We start from the raw sequence: 18,263 nt of genomic DNA, 5'->3' as shown, positions 1-18,263 counted from the left end.
AATTGCAACATAAGACAGTTGTTGTTATTGAGTTTAATAAGTTATGTGCTTACTAACAACAAACGTTTTTATATATGATTGTATGGGATATAAAACCAGTATTCTCGTTTTATGCAATCATAAATTTGATCCGTACTGTGCTGGACAGGATACGGCTATACAAAGGTAGACATAATGGAATCATTTGCTGAACTATTTGAAGCGAGCATCGAAGAAACAGGTCTGGATATCGAGCGTGGCTCGGTTATCACTGGTACTGTTGTGGCCATTGATAACGACTGGATCACTGTTGATACTGGTCTGAAGTCTGAAGGTATCGTCGCTCGTGAAGAGTTTTTAAGCGAAGAAGGCGAACTTGAAGTTGAAGTTGGCGATAGCGTTGATGTCGTGGTTGAAGCGGTTGATAACGGCATGGGTCAAACCTTGCTTTCACGTGAAAAAGCCAAACGTGTTGAAACTTGGAACTTCCTTGAAAAAATCGCTGATAATGATGAAATCGTAAAAGGTATCATCTCAAGCAAAGTTAAAGGCGGTTTCACTGTAGATATCGGTTCAGTACGTGCGTTCCTACCAGGTTCATTGGTAGATGTTCGTCCTATCCGTGACACCACGCATCTTGAAGGCAAAGAGCTAGAATTCAAAGTTATCAAACTTGATCAAAAGCGCAACAACGTTGTTGTTAGCCGTCGTGCAGTTATGGAAGCTGAAAACTCAGCTGAGCGCGAAGAGCTATTGAACAAGCTTGAAGAGGGCATCGAGATCGAAGGTATCGTTAAGAACCTTACTGATTACGGCGCATTCGTTGATCTAGGTGGTATCGATGGTCTATTGCACATCACTGACATGGCATGGCGCCGTATCAAGCATCCATCTGAAGTTGTTGAAGTTGGTCAAGACCTAAAAGTTAAAGTATTGAAGTTTGACCGTGAGCGCAATCGCGTTAGCCTAGGTCTAAAACAACTTGGTACTGATCCTTGGGATAACGTTGGCGGCACATACCCAGTGGGTAGTGTGGTTAAAGCACGCGTAACCAACCTAACTGATTATGGTTGTTTCGCTGAGATTTCTGAAGGTATTGAAGGTCTAGTACACGTGTCAGAAATGGATCATACCAACAAAAACATCCACCCATCAAAAGTTGTTCAAGTGGGCGATGAAGTTGAAGTAATGATTCTTGATATCGACGAAGAACGTCGCCGTATCAGCCTAGGCATCAAACAAACTCTTGCTAACCCATGGGATGAGTTTGATAAGAAACATGAGCGCGGTGATAAAATCACTGGTACGATCAAGTCAATCACTGACTTCGGTATCTTTATCGGTCTAGACGGTGGTATTGATGGTCTTGTTCATCTATCTGATATCTCTTGGAACGAAACTGGCGAAGACGCTATCCGTAACTACAACAAAGGCGACACCGTTGAAGCAATGGTATTGTCAGTAGATGCAGAAGCAAACCGCATCAGCCTAGGCGTTAAGCAGTTAAGCTCTGATCCATTCAACGAATACCTAGTTAACAATGACCGTGGTGCTATCGTTAATGGTAAAGTAAAAGAAGTAGACGCTAAAGGTGCTACTATCGAACTTGCTGACGAAGTAGAAGCTTATCTACGTGCCTCTGAGATCCAACGTGACCGCGTTGAAGATGCAACTAAGCATCTAACTGTTGGTGATGATGTTGAAGCTAAAATCATCAGTGTTGATCGCAAAACACGCAACATCAACTTGTCTATCAAAGCGAAAGACGAAGCTGAAGAGCGTCAAGCGATTAAAGAGCTAAGCAGCACTAGCACGACTAGTACTACTGCCAGTTCTGATGCACAGCCAAAAACAATTGGTGATTTGATCAAAGAGCAAATGCAGTAAGCTGCACGTTATTGATATAAGATTATAAAAGAAGCGACTATGGTCGCTTTTTTTTTGCTTAAATTTTAAGTGCACTATTAATCAACGAGGTTTTTGCTTAAATTTTAAGTGCACTATTAATCAACGAGGTTTTTGCTTAAACGGGCAAACTCTTATTTCCATTTACCGTAATATCCGCTATCATTTGCAACATTGAGTAACGAGATGTGAATTATTACTTATTTAAGACACTGAGATTATTTTAGTGAATGGCTATTTATCCTTATGATATTGATGTATAGCTTGTCTTAAAAGTAACCAGCTATCGAAAATGATGGTTCAATTCACAGTCATCTTATCCATTAATCAACAAGGCAAGCGTAATAATGCAGCAAGCGATTAACAAGTCCGAATTTATTAGTAATTTAAGTGCGAACTGTGACAATATGACTGATACTGTAGTCGATGATGCAGTACGTGAAATATTAAACTTGATGACCGATACGTTAGCCAATGATGGACGCGTAGAAGTTCGTGGTTTTGGCAGTTTTTGTCTGCACCATCGTCGTGCCCGTATGGGTCGAAATCCTAAAACAGGAGAAAGCGTACCTGTACCTGCCAAAGCGATACCGCACTTTAAACCAGGTAAAGCATTACGTGAAGCAGTCAATGATACAGTAGCAAATAGCTAAGTGTGTTATAAAGTATGTATTGGGTAAAATTACTAACAAGAGTGCTTGCCAGCCACTTTTGCTAGAACTTATCACTAGTGAGTTTATAAGCATATAAATGTGTGGGTTGATGAAGGTTTTAAAGTGCTATTTTTAAAACACTAACGACATTCCAAATCGAGGTAGACGTCTCATGCGCTTTTTACTATTTGTATTGCTGTTTTTGAGCTTTGCTTATGCACTTGGTTTGGTGTTGGCAAACAATACCGAAGTTGGCGTAAATTTATTATTCTCGCAAGCACCGACGATGAATCTAGGATTGCTGCTGATTTTATGCCTTATGCTTGGTATTGTTATCGGCATCTTGTTGGCACTGCTTATCTTCCGTGTCTTACAGAATAAGTGGGAAATCTCGCGTTTGCAAAAAGCGAATGTGAATTTGCAAGCGCAACTGACACAAGCCAACGCTGTCATTGATCGCCAAGCAACTGCACCAACGGTGGAAGAGGCTGTTTATGGTTCGACAGCAACCAATGTGCAAGTGCAAGAGGCAGAAGTACTTACTGTAGATGAAGGCGCGACACTTACCAAACAAAAACGAGACTAAATTATATTCTGTACTGATCTATGAGCAGTCCATATATAGTGTTTTGATAATTCTGATATAGATATGGTAAAACCATGAATAATACAATGAATTCCCCAGTCATCGTTGCCTTAGATAACATGACGATGGAGGCATCGGTAGCATTAGCTGATCAGTTAGATCCAACATCATGCCGCTTAAAAGTGGGTAAAGAGCTATTTACTCGCTGTGGTCCTGAGATAGTTAAGGCGCTACATCAGCGTAATTTTGACGTATTTCTAGACTTGAAATTCCATGATATTCCTAATACTACCGCTCAAGCGGTACTAGCGGCAGCTGAGCTTGGCGTATGGATGGTGAATGTGCATGCCAGCGCGGGCTTAGAGGCGATGTCATTGGCTAAACAGCGCTTGTTAGACGGTAACTTTGATACCTTGCTGATAGCCGTCACCGTGCTGACCTCTATGGATAATCAAGCATTGATGCAAACAGGTATTACTGATGGTCTAGATGCGCAAGTGAGTCGATTGGCACAATTAACCAAGCAAGCGGGTCTTGATGGTGTGGTTTGCTCGGCCCGGGAAGCAAAATTACTTAAAGTATTATGTGGTGAAGACTTTAAGTTAGTAACTCCTGGTATTCGCTTGCTAGACGACAATGCAGATGATCAAAAGCGTATTTGCACGCCAAAACAGGCGTTAGATGATGGTTCTGATTATTTGGTGATTGGTCGTTCAATTACTCAGGCAGCAGATCCTGCGGCTAAATTACAAAAGATACTCCAAGGTATTTAGATACTTATAAAATATTTAGATATTTAAAAAGTGTTTAGCATTTTATAGTATCAGCATGATAAAAAAGACAGCCTAATCCGCTGTCTTTTTTTAATTTTTGCGGGTATATCAAAAAGTGCTAAACTATTTACGTTTATTTAATGATATTAGAACTTATGAAATTACAGATTTTAAGTGACTTACATATTGACAGTTATGCGCGTCAGTCACATCCGCTAGGGCATATTCCCAAAACTGATGCAGACGTGGTATTAGTTGCGGGCGATACTGCCAACAGCGATAGTGGTATGCCATGGCTACAAGAGCAGGCAGCACGTTTGCAAGTGCCTGTGATTACGATAGCTGGTAATCATGAATACTTTAATGAAGATGTGCTACATTTTGATAAAAAGCTGGCGACTTGGGATAATCATAATGCCCAGTCGCAGCAAGGCGTCCGTTTTCTACAGTGTCAACATATTGATATTGGTGACATACGTATCCTAGGTTGTACTTTATGGACAGATTACCAATATCAAGCCAATGAAGATACTATAGCTGCTGCTATGCGCTTTATGCGTGACTATAAACAAATCTATGCTGGAGGCGAGCTTTTTTCACCTGAAGTATCGATGCAAATCCATGCTAAGCAGCGTCAATGGTTAAAGCAAGCATTGATCACCGCCAAAACACTTGGCAAAAAAACTGTTGTGATGAGCCATCATAGTATCAGTCCATTATCGGTGTCTGAGAAGTATGCGAATCTACCAAGTAACGCAGCTTTTGTCAGTGATTTGTCTGGCTGGATGCATGAAGATTGGGCGCCAATACTATGGGTACATGGACATACACACGAAGCATTTGATTACCGTATTGGTAATACACGAATCATTGTCAATCCACGTGCGTATCCAAATGAGGTGAGCAGCACTGCATTAGCATTTGCGTGGGACAAAGTCATTGATATCGGCTAAGTAATTTTAATCATTTAAAAGCAGATATCTTCTTAGTTATTTTTCACCTTGATCTGTCTTTTTAAAATAGCGAATATAAAATAACGCTTATTTTAAAGTCTAACCGCCTAGACTCGTAAGCAATATTACAATCGAACTGATATTTTGTTCATTCATATCAAAAAATCTGCTACGCTTGCTACCATGAGCAAATATCTCAATAACAATCCCTCAAAACTGTCTGCTGAAAAGCTTGCGAGTCATACTCCAAGTGCTCCGGCGCCTTCGCACTTGCCTGATAGTATGATTTCCTCAGTCAGCTTATTGCCTGAAGATAAACGGCTGATTTTATTTACCAGACATTCCTTACGTGAACGCTCTGATGGCAATGGTTTTGCCAGTTATCAATTACCCCTAACACCTAAAGGTCGAGTACTAGCGAAGTCGTGGGGGCGTTGGTTGGCAGGGCATTTACCGTACTCGCTCGATGTAGACAGTATCTCAAGTCCGATTGGACGCTGTATTGACACGGCGCAGCTGATGCAAGCAGGGGCGGGACTACAACGTGATATTACGCATCAGTCATTGTTGGTAGAGCCTGGTAGCCTAGTGACTGAGCCTGAAATAGCAAATCCAGTATTTAAAGAAATTGGCGTGCTCAACTTTATCAATCGATTTTTGCAAGGCAATCTTGAAGGTACCAAAAACGCTTACCAAGGTGGTCTCGATATTTTATCACTGTTTTATCAACATCAGCCGCAGCAAGGGCATCTCATGCTTGCTGTTAGTCATGATACTTTGTTGTCTGCTTTTTTAGCAGTGATGTTTGATGTGGTCGAGATTGATTGGAATGATTGGCCAAAGATGATGGAAGGCGTGTTTTTGTGGTTTGATGATAAGCCGTTTGAACAAGCCAGTGCACACTTCATTTGGCGCGGTGAAGTGTATGTGCGCCCGATTCATACTTTATTAGAAGACTACCGTGCTGCCGGCTTTCATCCTAATACATTGCTCTTACCACCAGAAGTGAAATGGATCTAAATACTATTTAATCTAAATACTGTTTAATAGATTACTACTCATTTTTCAATCAGACATAAAAAAACCTTGCCCCAGTATTAGAACCAGTGACAAGGTTTTAGTCATCACGCTATAAAGGCGAGATGTGGTCTAAACGTTAACAATCTTAAGCTTGTAGGCCTTTGATGGTTTTGTTCAGGCGGCTCTTACGACGAGCAGCTTTATTCTTATGAATAATACCTTTGTCAGCCATACGATCAAGAACTGGTACCGCTTTTTTGTAAGCTTCGGTAGCCGCGTCATAATCTTTAGCTGCGATAGCCGCATCAACACGTTTTAAGTAAGTACGAACCATAGAGCGTTGTGACGCAGAGTTCTGACGACGTTTGGTGTTTTGACGGGCGCGTTTACGAGCTTGTGCAGTATTAGCCACGCGAATCTCCTTGATAAAGACAGATAAAAATATGAATGTGGATTACAATAAAAAAGGGTTTAACCATCATCGGTAACGAGCAGCCGTCTCGCCAAACATGATGTCGATGTCTAATATTAAAGTGCCTATCTGTTATTAAAGGCACCTAAATGAGCAATAGAGCATCGCAAGCGCCAAAACTGTTTGGAATAATTAAACAGCGTTAACGTGTAAAGCCGGTTATCTTAGCAAATTATCGCCCTTAGAACAATATATTTGATGATTAATGCTTAAAGAAGTTGTGTGATCATATATACGACAGTTTTTTGTGTCTCCGCTCAACTGTTTCTTGAAATATTTATCAATATTGTTGCACTAAAAACCGCTTATGAGTGAATAAATCGCTTAGCCGATAAAATCTCTTACAATAAATTCTATAGAATACCCTCAGTTATGCGTTAATTTAGGTATGATACTAGGGCATGTCCTCAATTCAATCGATGGACATCTAAATGGGCTGAATCTTCCCAAACAATGTTAAAAGAAATGTCAAATAGCTGGTTAATATCCCGATACTATTTACTATTCCGATAGCATCTACGCTATTTTCTTTGTTTGGTGGCAATTTATCTTATTTTTATCACCATTTTTAAAATGAGGATACGCCCTAAGATGAAAAGCTTTGGTGATAGGCTTTAAAATCAGATTTTTCATTATCATCTATTTTCCAACACACTATAAATGGATAGGCTATGCAGCGAAAAGCAATTGTAATTGGCGCGACAGGATTGGTCGGACAGCATCTTGTCAAACAGCTTAGTGAGCTTTATGACACGTTAATTGTGATTGCAAGGCGTCCGCCACGCTATATCAATACCAGCATGCGTTTTTATCAGGTCAATGATTTTGATAATTTGGCTGAAATATTTGCCAGCGTTGGTGTTGATCGAAAGACGGACGCTTTTAGCTGTCTTGGTACGACTAAGAAGCAGGCTGGTAGCGATGAGGCCTTTCGAAAGGTTGATCATGATTATAATGTCAATTTTGCCAAACTGTGCCAAGAAAAAGGTGTTGAAAATTTCTTTTTGTTATCATCCATGAATGCTGATATTCATAGTCGGTTTTTATACAATCGCGTAAAAGCTGAAACTGAACAGTCTATTATGGCGCTAGGTTTTACGCAGCTAGTCATTTTCCGTCCGTCCTTGTTACTTGGCAAGCATAAAGGTCGTCCGCTCGAAAGTATTGGTCAAAAAGCCTTTCAGCTGATATCGCCCTTAGTTTCAGAATCATTGTCACTGCATCCCATTTCCGCTAAACGCGTTGCCAGTGCCATGGCGATGAGTGCGCATGATGTTTATCAGCGTAATAAATACCGTAATGAACCAGCTATCCAAACCACTGATATCATCGAAAATAAGCAAATGCTAGCGATGACTAAAGTTAAAAAATAGCCTAAGTATTAAGTTAAGGGAATAATTAAAATTAAGCCCTAGTCATAAATAGTCAGTCATAAATAACCAATCATACATAACAAGGAGCGTCACTATGTCAGACATGCCAGAATCAATAACAATGGATAAAGAGAACTTTGTGACCTGTGATTTATTGGATGCCAATCCTGAGTCGCAGGTGTGTTTGCCTAATATCGAAGGTAAGTCTTTTCATAGCTTTGGAGGCAAAAAGAAATTCTGCGGTGAAATTGTGACGGTGAAATGCTTCGAAGACAATAGTCGCGTCAAATCATTGCTAAATAGCGATGGTAAAGACAAAGATGGTAACGGTAAGGTATTGGTCGTTGACGGCGGCGGTTCGATGCGTTGTGCGCTGCTAGGCGACATGATTGCGCAGTCAGCGATTGATAATGGCTGGGCGGGGGTTATCGTATACGGCTGCGTCCGTGACGTTGATGATATGGCAGCAATGGACATCGGTGTTATGGCGCTTGGTTGCATTCCGCGTAAATCGAATCGCCGCGATGAAGGTCAAACCGATATTGAAATTAGCTTTGGTGATTTAACACTAAATTCTGGTATGTTTGTCTATGCCGATAACAATGGCATTATCGCTAGCGACAAGCCATTAATTTAAAAATGGCTTGTCATTTAACACTAGCTTAATAAATAGCACTCTAAAACCTCAGCTTAGCCGTTGAGGTTTTTACATTTAATCATCCTGTCTTTATATACGAATATAATCTTGATCAGCTATTTGGCTATTGGTTTTTTAATAAAAATGCTAAGTGACAAACCGTTACGGCATAAATTTTGGTAATTGCTGAAATATTCGTATAATAGCTCTCTGACTCTTAACATTGATCCTACTCTTTATGCCTATCATTGCTTTGACTGACGCCTTTGAACCAATTAACCAGCAGTTGTTTCCTATCCAGAATGCCGAGCGGCGTTGGCTGGCACCTGTGCATGGTGCAGTCAGCAGCTTGTGGCTAGCAAGTCTGGTGCAAACACCGCTATGGAATGTTGCCGACCGATTAAAAGTTGTGGTGACGCGTGACCAAAACCAGCTCAATCAGATAGAGACGGAATTGGCATTTTGCGGCGTCGATGCTTATGTGTTCCCCGATTGGGAGACGTTGACCTATGATGAGCTGTCACCGCATCAAGATATTGTTAGTGAGCGTATCAATCTATTAACGGATATGCCAACGACAGGCGTACTGCTAATCTCGGTACAGGCATTAATGCATCGCGTAGCACCGCCAAGCTGGTTGATTGGGCAGCATTTTGATTTGAGCGTTGGTGATCGATTTGATATCAATACCCAGCGCGGATTGCTGGCAAAGGCAGGCTACCGCGCCGTTGAGAATGTATTTGAGCCGGGTGAATTCGCGGTACGTGGCAGCATCATTGATATCTTTGCCATGGGTCAGCCGTTTCCACTACGTTTAGATTTGTTTGATGATGAGATTGAGACCATTCGTTTTTTTAATCCGCAAACCCAGCGGACATTGACCGTTGATGACCTCAAAACCATGATGAGTGGCAACGATAGCAGTATGGGCAAAGAGTCACTATCACTGCTACATAAGCTGCCAGATATCTCAAAACCTATCGAACAATTCCAAATACTACCCGCCAAAGAGTTCCCGCTTGATGAAGGGCGTGAGACGTTTCGTACCAACTTCGCCACGATGTTCCCTAATGCGAGCAGCCGTAAGTTTGAGCTACATAAAGACGTAATGGCAGGTATCGCTAGTAGCGGACTTGAATATTATCAGCCGCTATTTTTTGATTTAAAAGCGTGGACAGCAGAGAGTAGCTTGTTTGCTTACTTACCAAGCGATGCGCTGTTTATCACTGATGAACTGATTAATGAAAAACAGGTAGATTACTGGTCACAAATTCAGCGCCGTTATGAAGAGCGTCGTCATGATATCGATAAACCTATTGTCGCGCCTGAATGGTTATATTTGCTATCGAATACCTTAAATGGGCACCTTAATCATTATCCACGCGTGATTCTCAGTGCGCGCAATGAGCTGGCTAGCATGACGGATGTCGCTGCGATTGACAGCGGTGATTCGTTGTTAGCAGACAGTTCATTGTTACAAGTTGAACACCAATCAGATTTACAGCCACAATTGCCGCTGACGGCAAATAAGCAGCAAGGCTTGGTGACGCTCAGTGCGCAAGAGCCGCCACAATTGACCGTTAACCACCAAAAGGCTGAGCCTCTTACCCAGCTATTAGAATTTTTAGAGCTGCAAGCACAAACAGCGACGCCAGTATTGATCGTTGCTGAAACAGCGGGTCGTCGTGAGATTCTTATTGAGCTGTTCAAAGGCAAGATTGACATTAAGGCTTATGACAGCTTTGCAGCGTTTCTAGCAGCGGACAAAACCAACAGCGTTAAAGGTAATAAGCTGCCGCAGGTTGGTTTAACCGTTGCGCCCATTGAGCGCGGGGTTTATGTTCCTGAGCGTTTGGTGCTGATTAGTGAGACGCAGTTATTTGGTCGGCAAGTCCTGCAAACACGCCGTCGTCGTCAAAGTGGCGTGTCTGAAGAGTTTTTGGTTAAGAGTGTTACTGAAATAACCGAAGGTAGCCCAGTGGTGCATATCGAGCATGGTATTGGGCGTTACAATGGGCTGATTACGTTAGATGTGGGTGATGGCGAGCAAGAGTTTATTCACTTAAAATATGCCGATGATGCCAGTATTTATGTGCCCGTTGCTAATTTGCAAATGATTAACCGTTATAGTGGCGGTGATCCAGCGCTTGCGCCATTGCACAAAATCGGTAGCGGAAAATGGGATAAAGCCAAGCAAAAAGCGCTTGAGCAAATCCATGACGTAGCGGCTGAACTGCTTAATATGCAGGCGCGTCGTGAAGCTAAAGTCGGTATTCATTTTAAAATAGATGCGTCACAGTATGAGCTCTTTGCCAGTCAATTTGCCTTTGAAGAAACGCCGGATCAAGCCAATGCCATTCATGCGGTGATGGAAGACATGCGACAAAACCAACCAATGGATCGGCTCATCTGCGGTGATGTGGGTTTTGGTAAAACAGAAGTGGCTATGCGGGCAGCATTCATTGCCGTCAGCGCCGGTTATCAGGTAGCGGTGCTAGTGCCGACGACCTTGCTGGCCGGTCAGCATGAAGACAATTTCCGCGACCGTTTTGCTGATTGGCCAGTGCGTATCGAGACGCTATCGCGCTTTGGCGGCAAAAAGCATCAAGAAACGGTGTTGACAGATTTAGCAGCAGGTAAAGTCGATATCGTCATCGGTACCCATAAACTGTTACAACCTGATGTGAAGTTTTCTAATCTAGGTTTGATGATTGTCGACGAAGAACATCGCTTCGGGGTGCGCCATAAAGAGCGTATCAAGGCGATTCAGACTGATGTGGATAGTATGTCGATGACAGCAACCCCCATCCCTAGAACGCTCAATATGGCGCTCTCAGGTATGCGTGACATGTCAATTATCGCGACACCTCCAGCACGACGTTTGGCGATTAAAACCTTTGTCATGCAAAAAACGGATGCGTTAATGAAAGAGGCTATCTTGCGTGAGCTATTGCGCGGTGGGCAGGTTTATTTATTACATAATGATGTGGCGAGCATTGAGCGTATGGCAGAAACCATACGTGAATTGGTGCCTGAAGCGCGAGTAGGCGTGGCTCATGGGCAAATGCAAGAGCGCCAACTTGAGCAAGTGATGCAGCAGTTTTATCATAAAAAATTCAACGTCCTGATATGCTCTACCATTATCGAAACCGGTATTGATGTGCCCAATGCCAATACTATCATCATTGAGCGCGCCGATAAGTTTGGCTTGGCACAATTACATCAGCTGCGTGGTCGTGTCGGTCGTAGTCATCATCAAGCGTATTGTTATCTACTTGTGCCTTCTATCAAAGGTCTAAAAGGCGATGCTAAGCGCCGATTGCATGCGATTGAACGTGCCAATACCTTAGGTGCAGGTTTTATGCTGGCTAGCGAAGACTTAGAAATTCGCGGTGCTGGCGAAATACTTGGTAAGCAGCAAAGTGGTAATATGCAGGCGATTGGTTTTAGCTTATATATGGACATGCTGGAGCGAGCGACAAAAGCCATTAAAGCGGGTAAAGAGCCTGATTTAAGCACACCGTTGTCGCTGACTAGTGAGATTAATCTGCATAGCTCAGCATTGATACCAGAAGAATATCTACATGATGTCCATCAGCGTTTGTTATTTTATAAGCGTATCAGTAATGCCGATGATAAAGAGGCATTGATTGATATTCGTACCGAAATGATTGACCGTTTTGGTACATTACCAGAGCAAACTAAGCAGTTGTTCGCCATCCACGGACTGCGTATACAAGCTGAGCCGCTGAAGATTAATAAGATTGATGCCAATAGTAATAGCATGACATTAGAGTTTGCGCCTGATACCCCAGTCGATGCCTTGGCGATTATTAAGTTGATTCAATCAAATGGTCAGCGTTATCGTATGAACGGTGCTTCTGGTATTCGTTATCAAGATGCTGATAAACTGGCAACGCCGCAACAGCGCGTCACCGCGATTCAAGAGTTATTACGCTATTTTAGCGAGCATATGGTGGCAGAGTCAGCGTAGTTGTTTTGGTATTTCGGCATTTTGAGAGCTTAGCAATGATTTTCGGTAGATTCAATCAGCTCAATAAGTCAGCTAGCCAGTGCCCAAGTAGGACGTCAAGACAATGAGTCATAGCGCTATTTTATCGGTCGGATAACTGATAAAATAGCAACATCCTATATTTAGCCTATTGTTTTTTAGTAAATTAAATTCTGCTTTTCTAGATTTATATTCCTTTTATCTGAGTGTCATAACAAGAGAACCGTCATTATGTTCCAACTTCATCATAAACTTGCTGCCGATAGTTTTTTAGTGGGTGATTTCCCATTATCGACTTGTCGTTTAATCAATGATTGCCAGTTTCCTTGGTTAATATTAGTGCCGCGCGTATCAGGTATCAAAGAGTTATATGAGTTATCTGAAGCCGATCAAACACAGTTTTTACGTGAGTCAAGCTGGTTGTCGAGTCAGCTAGCCAAGACCTTTCAAGCTGATAAAATGAATGTAGCTGCACTCGGTAATCAAGTACCACAGCTACATTTTCATCATATCGTTCGCTATCAAAACGACATGCAATGGCCAAATCCAGTATGGGGAGTTCCTGCTATTCCTTATACTAAAGAAGTGTTGGCGCAGATGCAGCAGACGTTAATGATGGCATTGCGTGGTCATCATCAAATGCCGTTTGACTGGCAAATGTAATAAATACCTGATTAGTAACAGGTCGGTAAGTTGATTGGCAAATTGATAATGATACTCTATTGGCGAGGTATTGATTAACTGGGTATCGATTGACCCATCAAAATAACTGGAAAAATGGCTAAACGTTTAAAGTTAGGCTTTATTTTGGTGTCTTAGTTGTTTTACGGTTATGTGCCAACGTTATGCTCAGTTATTACAGCCCCTAATTTTTATATATTAATAGGTTTTAAGTATTTGAAATCCAGATAAATATTATCTGGATTTTTTGTGTTTGGTTTAAACGATATGTCTTATAATCCCGATTTAGTAGCATATTAAGACAAGATGAGTGATGAGTGGTAGGCTTTTGGCTATCAGTGACATGGGTTTTGTTGCATTTAAAAAGTATAATGTAATCATTGATTAATTTTATACATAACTTGGCATAGAGGTAGGTAGTACGCGTGTGCTATCCTCAAGCCTTTTAGTTTCTTACATAGCCTGTTTTACGTAAGCGAATACTTCATATGCCTTTTTTAGACACGCTGAGACCAAATCACTCTTCAAAAAATGAAGGGATTTATCGATTTGACTATCCAGAAGTCTTCGTTTTAATGCTTACGGTCATACTCCTCGCTGTACATTTTAATTTTAGACCTACTTCAATGGCACTGCTCGTTATTGTTTGTCTGCCAAGTTTAATGATTTTGATTTATAACTATCGCCGCCAAAAAAGCTTTTGGACGTCTAACATTGTTATCATTTTACTATCGGTAGTTATTGGGTCGATACAGTTTTGCACGGTTATTTCGCTTAGCTTAGCCGCGCTTATAGCACTCAGAATTATTATCAGTAGCCCTGAAAATCATTTAAAACTGATTGCCGTCTCTATAATCACCGTCATTGTTTTCTATTATGTTAGTGTTACCCTAAGCAGTGCTGATATAGATTGCCATGAAGGCTGGACCACACCAATAATATTATTAGCCAGTATGATCGTCATACTGTATCAGTTTTGGCATGTGTACCAAGAGTATATTGGTTATGAAACTCGTGCTCATCAGGCTGTTGGACGATTAAGCACGATGGTCTCCGTCATTAATAAGTTGACGCGCTTCATACCTCCGCAAGTTTGGGAGCCTATCGTAAAATCTGATAGCCCAGTTACTGTTGCTAATAAGCGTGCTAAGCTGACGATTATGTTCTCAGATATCGTTGGCTTTACGGAATTGTCAGATAGTTTGAGCGCTGACAATTTGGCTGATATCTTAAATACTTATATGCATTGTATGACATTGATAGCAAACAAGCATGGCGCCGTACTTGATAAATTTATTGGTGATGGCATGGTGTGTTTTTTTGGTGAGCCAAATAGTCGCGGTGCGCGCCAAGATGCTTTAGACTGTATTGCAATGGCAATAGACATGCGTCGCGAGATGCGAACTTTGAGGCAGAAATGGCGCTTGATGGGCTTTGAGGGGTTGTACATCCGTATCGGCATCAGCACAGGTTATTGCCATGTTGGTAATTTTGGTAGTAATAATCGTCTAAGCTATACTCTTATTGGTAAAGAGGCCAATCTCGCGGCAAGACTTGAGTCAAGCGCTGGTAAAGATGAGATACTGGTCAGTGAGAGTACCTACGATTATATCTGTCATAATTATGACTGTCAGCATGCGGGTGCGTTCAAGTTAAAGGGTTTTGATAGCAAGGTAAATGCATGGCAAGTGCTGGATCCAGATACGTATAAAGGTCATTTATCAAAGTGGGTTGATCACACATTACCAGGTTTCAATTTGCATCTAAATTTTAAAGATATGAAGGATAATGATTATCAAGATATCAGAGCACGCTTAAATTTTGCGCTTGAGCGTGTCGAGCAGGAGCAAGAAAAAGTGGCAACTGACATAGCGGCAGCAAGCAAACGTAATGACAATCAATGACAATCGTCATAAATAATCATCCAAAAATAATGTTTATAAAATCAAGCACAAAAAAGCCAGCTATTATTATGATAGCTGGCTTTTGCAATATAACAGTCAGATGAATTTCACGGTTAGCGTTTAGTGGTTTTCTTTTGCATGGTTGAGCGTATATTTAGGAATCTCAATGGTTAAGTCTTCATCATCGAGCATGACCTGACAAGATAGGCGTGAGTCAGGCTCTAATCCCCAAGCACGATCCAATAAATCGGCTTCAATATCATCCATTTCATCTAAACTATTAAAACCTTTACGGACGACCACATGGCATGTGGTGCAGGCTTTTGACATCTCACATGCATGTTCAATTTTAATGCCTTTTTCCAATAGCGCTTTACATAAGTTGCTGCCAGCTTCTAGCTCGACTTCAGCGCCTTCAGGGCAAATTTCATGATGCGGTAGTACGGTAATTTTTGGCATAAATCGTCTTTCCAGTGCTAATCAATTAAAAGAATAAAAATATAAGAAATGAGCTTAGTATGGTGACTAAGCCACATTTTAAATGTATCTGCTACCAATCTTGGGCATTCGTGCCTGCCATGCTGGCTTTAACGCTTTGATTCATAATACGGGCAGCAAAGGCATCACTGTGAGGCTTAAGCTTTGCTTGCTGTGCCTCGATAAGTGCCAAATCATCAGTAATGAGCGTTGTCTGCAACACTTGTATTTGCTCAGCCAATGAGTGCTGCTCCTCAGAAGACAATAAAGCTGCAAATTCTTTAAGGGCAGATTGTAGCGCTAATACTTCACGCTCCGCTTCTACTTTGGTTTCGATTAAAGAACGTGTATTTTTATCTTCTTCTGCGTGCTTGAATCCTGCAACGAGCAATTGTTCTTTTTGCTCATCTGATAACCCATAAGAAGGCACAATCTCAATCTTACTTTCTGTCTTGGTTGTGGTTTCCTGGGCGCTGACGGTTAGCTGTCCATTCGCATCGATACTAAAGGTGACCTCAATACGAGCAAATCCAGCTTTCATTGGCGGGATACCATATAGCTCAAAACGACCCAATGAACGGCAGTTATCTACTGTCTCGCGTTCGCCCTGTACCACATGAATCACCATGCCTGTTTGACCATCTTGATAGGTGGTAAACACTTGGCGTTTTTTGACAGGGATAGGCGTATTACGTGGAATCAGTACTTCAACTAAGCCGCCCATGGTCTCAAGACCAAGCGATAGCGGCGTTACGTCTAACAATAGTAGGTTGTTATTACTATCGCCATTGACCAATTGATGCGCCGTTTGGGCAGCACCTAAAGCCACGACTTCATCTGGATTTAGACGACAAAGCGGTTGCTTAGCAAAAAACTCTGTCACGACTTGTTGTATAGCAGGCATACGAGTAGAGCCACCGACCAAAATCACTTCGTCTAGATCAGCACTCAAAAGCTTGGCATCACGCAGGACTTGTTCGCATACGCTCAATGTACGGCGGCTAACTGGCTCTGCAATAGCCAGCAAATCTTCACGGCGCAGCACACCTTGATAAGATTGCTCATTCACAGTGATGTCAATATTGACTTGTTCAGCATCCGTCAGGGCTTGTTTATAAGCCTTGGCTTGTTGGGCGAGTATCGATTTATCATGACGATTCACGTCTTTAGGATCGATAGCTAATTGTTTGATAAGCCAGTTGGTCATTAGACGATCGATGTCATCACCGCCTAATGCACTATTACCGCCAGTTGCCAATACTTCAAAGACGCCATCAGTCAGCTTTAAGATAGAAACGTCAAAAGTACCGCCACCCAGATCGTAAATTAAATAATAACTTTCTTTATCGCCGTTTTGCGTTGACTGGTCGAGACCATAGGCGACAGCAGCAGCAGTAGGCTCATTTAGCAGACGTAACACATTGATACCAGCCGCTTGGGCTGCATCTTTGGTCGCTTGACGCTGTGCTTCATCAAAATAAGCAGGGACAGTAATGACCGCACCCTCGATACTGTCTGCAGGCAATGCGCTCGCTGCCCGTTGCTCAAGCGCTGCTAAAATACGTGCTGATACTTCAACAGGCGATACTTCACCTTGAGCCGTCACAAATGCTGGCATGTCATCTTTACTGCCGCTTAACTCATAAGGATGAGAGAATTTGATATCAGCTTGACTACGACCCATAAAACGTTTAGCCGAGACGATCGTATTTTTTGGATCATCCGCTAAGTGGGCTAATGCATCAGAGCCAACTAACGGCTTACCTATGCTTGGATAATAGACCACAGAAGGTAATAAGGTATCGGTAGCTGCGCTTGCCTCTAAGACTTGCGCCTTGCCTGAGCGTACTACCGCGACCAATGAGCGCGTGGTACCAAGATCAATTCCTAGGCCAAAACGATGCTGATGGGGTTGGGCGCTTTGATTTGGTTCGGCAATTTGCAATAAAGACATAAGATAACTCAAAGATAAAATGAAGGAGATAAAATTAATAAGTGAAATGGAACAAATATGATAAGCGCACTATTGTGGTTTAACTGCTTTGTATGCACGTGAAAACGAAGATACTTAGCGATTAAAAGTGCTTAAAATAAGGGATTATACGGCATCGCTGTGACTATTTTAACCATCGCTTATAATATAGTTTTCAAATAAGCGTCATAAGCTAATAGCATTTATAAATAAATTTGGCATATAAAATAAATTAACAGGCTTATACTCAGTTAGTTAGACGTATAAATCATCATCATCTGAATGCTCAGCAGTCGCTAACTCATCGATACCAGTAGTCACGTCAGCATTTAATTTGACTAAGAATTTTAGTTTTTGTGTCGCATCAATCGCCGTTTGCCAATCTTGGTTTTGGTAAGCATCGTTAAAATGCTTAGACTGTTTTGCCAGTCGCTCGGTGATTTGAGGGTGTAGTTGTTGCAATGTCGCACGATCTTTACCCTCAATAGCGTCATCTAAATCCATACGCATCTGCATCGCATCTTCTAAAAAGTCCAAGTCTGCAATTGAATGCTCTAGATTCTGTGCTTGATCTGCCATGTCTAGTAGATAGCTAGCACGACTATCAGGCGCACTTAGCGCTTGGTAGGCTTGATTGATTAACGCTGAGGCCTGCTCAGACTGCTGTTGCGCTTGCGTAGTATTGGCTAGATTCTTGGTGACATTATCAGGATGATAACGTTTTTGTAGCAGACGTAGATGCTGATCGAGACTCTCTTGATTGACTTCAAACTGTACAGGCTGCTCAAATAGGGCAAAGAAGTTATCAAACTGGGCTTCTGCAGTAATGTCTGTCATATCATACGCCTTGCTTGTTATTTATTTTG

15 protein-coding genes are annotated in these 18,263 nt (G+C 41.9%); 11 read left to right on the top strand and 4 right to left on the bottom strand.

The features are described from left to right. The first annotated feature begins 174 nt into the window (after positions 1-174). The 6 genes from rpsA (at position 175) to ACT3S4_RS04010 (ending at position 5,869) form a co-directional block, all read left to right on the top strand. Complete coding sequence (gene rpsA, locus ACT3S4_RS04035) at positions 175-1,866, top strand: 30S ribosomal protein S1 (protein WP_444760502.1); 1,692 nt, start codon at positions 175-177, stop codon at positions 1,864-1,866. A 365-nt stretch (positions 1,867-2,231) separates the two neighbouring features. Further along, complete coding sequence (locus ACT3S4_RS04030; RefSeq protein WP_045445047.1) at positions 2,232-2,537, top strand: integration host factor subunit beta; 306 nt, start codon at positions 2,232-2,234, stop codon at positions 2,535-2,537. A gap of 172 nt (positions 2,538-2,709) precedes the next feature. Further along, positions 2,710-3,123 (top strand): lipopolysaccharide assembly protein LapA domain-containing protein, encoded by a 414-nt coding sequence (locus tag ACT3S4_RS04025; protein WP_444760501.1) that lies wholly within the window; start codon positions 2,710-2,712, stop codon positions 3,121-3,123. A 74-nt stretch (positions 3,124-3,197) separates the two neighbouring features. Next, entirely contained in the window at positions 3,198-3,896 is a 699-nt protein-coding gene (gene pyrF, locus ACT3S4_RS04020) for an orotidine-5'-phosphate decarboxylase (RefSeq protein WP_444760500.1), read from the top strand. 155 nt (positions 3,897-4,051) lie between these two features. After that, positions 4,052-4,849: a metallophosphoesterase gene (locus tag ACT3S4_RS04015; RefSeq protein ID WP_444760499.1), complete on the top strand. Its 798-nt coding sequence runs from the start codon at positions 4,052-4,054 to the stop codon at positions 4,847-4,849. Between the two features lie 183 nt (positions 4,850-5,032). Beyond that, complete coding sequence (locus tag ACT3S4_RS04010) at positions 5,033-5,869, top strand: histidine phosphatase family protein (RefSeq protein WP_444760498.1); 837 nt, start codon at positions 5,033-5,035, stop codon at positions 5,867-5,869. Positions 5,870-6,014: 145 nt separating this feature from the next. Here the strand turns inward: ACT3S4_RS04010 and rpsT are convergent, their stop codons facing one another. Further along, entirely contained in the window at positions 6,015-6,281 is a 267-nt protein-coding gene (gene rpsT / locus ACT3S4_RS04005; protein WP_010200097.1) for a 30S ribosomal protein S20, read from the bottom strand. Between the two features lie 731 nt (positions 6,282-7,012). Here rpsT and ACT3S4_RS04000 point away from each other — a divergent pair. The 5 genes from ACT3S4_RS04000 to ACT3S4_RS03980 all read left to right on the top strand — a co-directional run bounded on the left by ACT3S4_RS04000 (position 7,013) and on the right by ACT3S4_RS03980 (position 14,948). Continuing rightward, positions 7,013-7,714, top strand: a complete 702-nt coding sequence (locus ACT3S4_RS04000; protein WP_045451854.1) for an NAD-dependent epimerase/dehydratase family protein — start codon at positions 7,013-7,015, stop codon at positions 7,712-7,714. A 103-nt stretch (positions 7,715-7,817) separates the two neighbouring features. Then, the gene (gene rraA, locus ACT3S4_RS03995; RefSeq protein WP_045445213.1) at positions 7,818-8,351 is read left to right on the top strand and encodes a ribonuclease E activity regulator RraA; all 534 of its coding nucleotides are present in this window, start codon (positions 7,818-7,820) and stop codon (positions 8,349-8,351) included. 238 nt (positions 8,352-8,589) lie between these two features. Beyond that, entirely contained in the window at positions 8,590-12,345 is a 3,756-nt protein-coding gene (mfd, locus tag ACT3S4_RS03990) for a transcription-repair coupling factor (RefSeq protein WP_444760497.1), read from the top strand. A gap of 249 nt (positions 12,346-12,594) precedes the next feature. Beyond that, positions 12,595-13,026, top strand: coding sequence for an HIT domain-containing protein (locus tag ACT3S4_RS03985; protein ID WP_045445060.1), 432 nt, complete (start codon positions 12,595-12,597; stop codon positions 13,024-13,026). A gap of 506 nt (positions 13,027-13,532) precedes the next feature. Further along, on the top strand, positions 13,533-14,948 hold the full coding sequence (locus ACT3S4_RS03980; RefSeq protein WP_201501582.1) for an adenylate/guanylate cyclase domain-containing protein: 1,416 nt from the start codon (positions 13,533-13,535) through the stop codon (positions 14,946-14,948). A 120-nt stretch (positions 14,949-15,068) separates the two neighbouring features. On the opposite strand, the gene fdx is transcribed toward ACT3S4_RS03980, so the two are convergent. The 3 genes from fdx to hscB all read right to left on the bottom strand — a co-directional run bounded on the left by fdx (position 15,069) and on the right by hscB (position 18,234). Then, a complete protein-coding gene (gene fdx, locus ACT3S4_RS03975; RefSeq protein WP_045445066.1) occupies positions 15,069-15,407 on the bottom strand; it encodes an ISC system 2Fe-2S type ferredoxin in 339 nt (112 codons plus the stop codon). A 91-nt stretch (positions 15,408-15,498) separates the two neighbouring features. Continuing rightward, entirely contained in the window at positions 15,499-17,379 is a 1,881-nt protein-coding gene (gene hscA / locus ACT3S4_RS03970; RefSeq protein ID WP_201559845.1) for a Fe-S protein assembly chaperone HscA, read from the bottom strand. Positions 17,380-17,652: 273 nt separating this feature from the next. After that, positions 17,653-18,234, bottom strand: coding sequence for a Fe-S protein assembly co-chaperone HscB (hscB, locus tag ACT3S4_RS03965; protein ID WP_201559844.1), 582 nt, complete (start codon positions 18,232-18,234; stop codon positions 17,653-17,655). Positions 18,235-18,263 lie beyond the last annotated feature (29 nt).

The organism is Psychrobacter sp. AOP30-A2-5 (assembly GCF_052378115.1).
Lineage (GTDB): Bacteria > Pseudomonadota > Gammaproteobacteria > Pseudomonadales > Moraxellaceae > Psychrobacter.
This window is presented reverse-complemented; position numbering and strand designations above follow the sequence as displayed.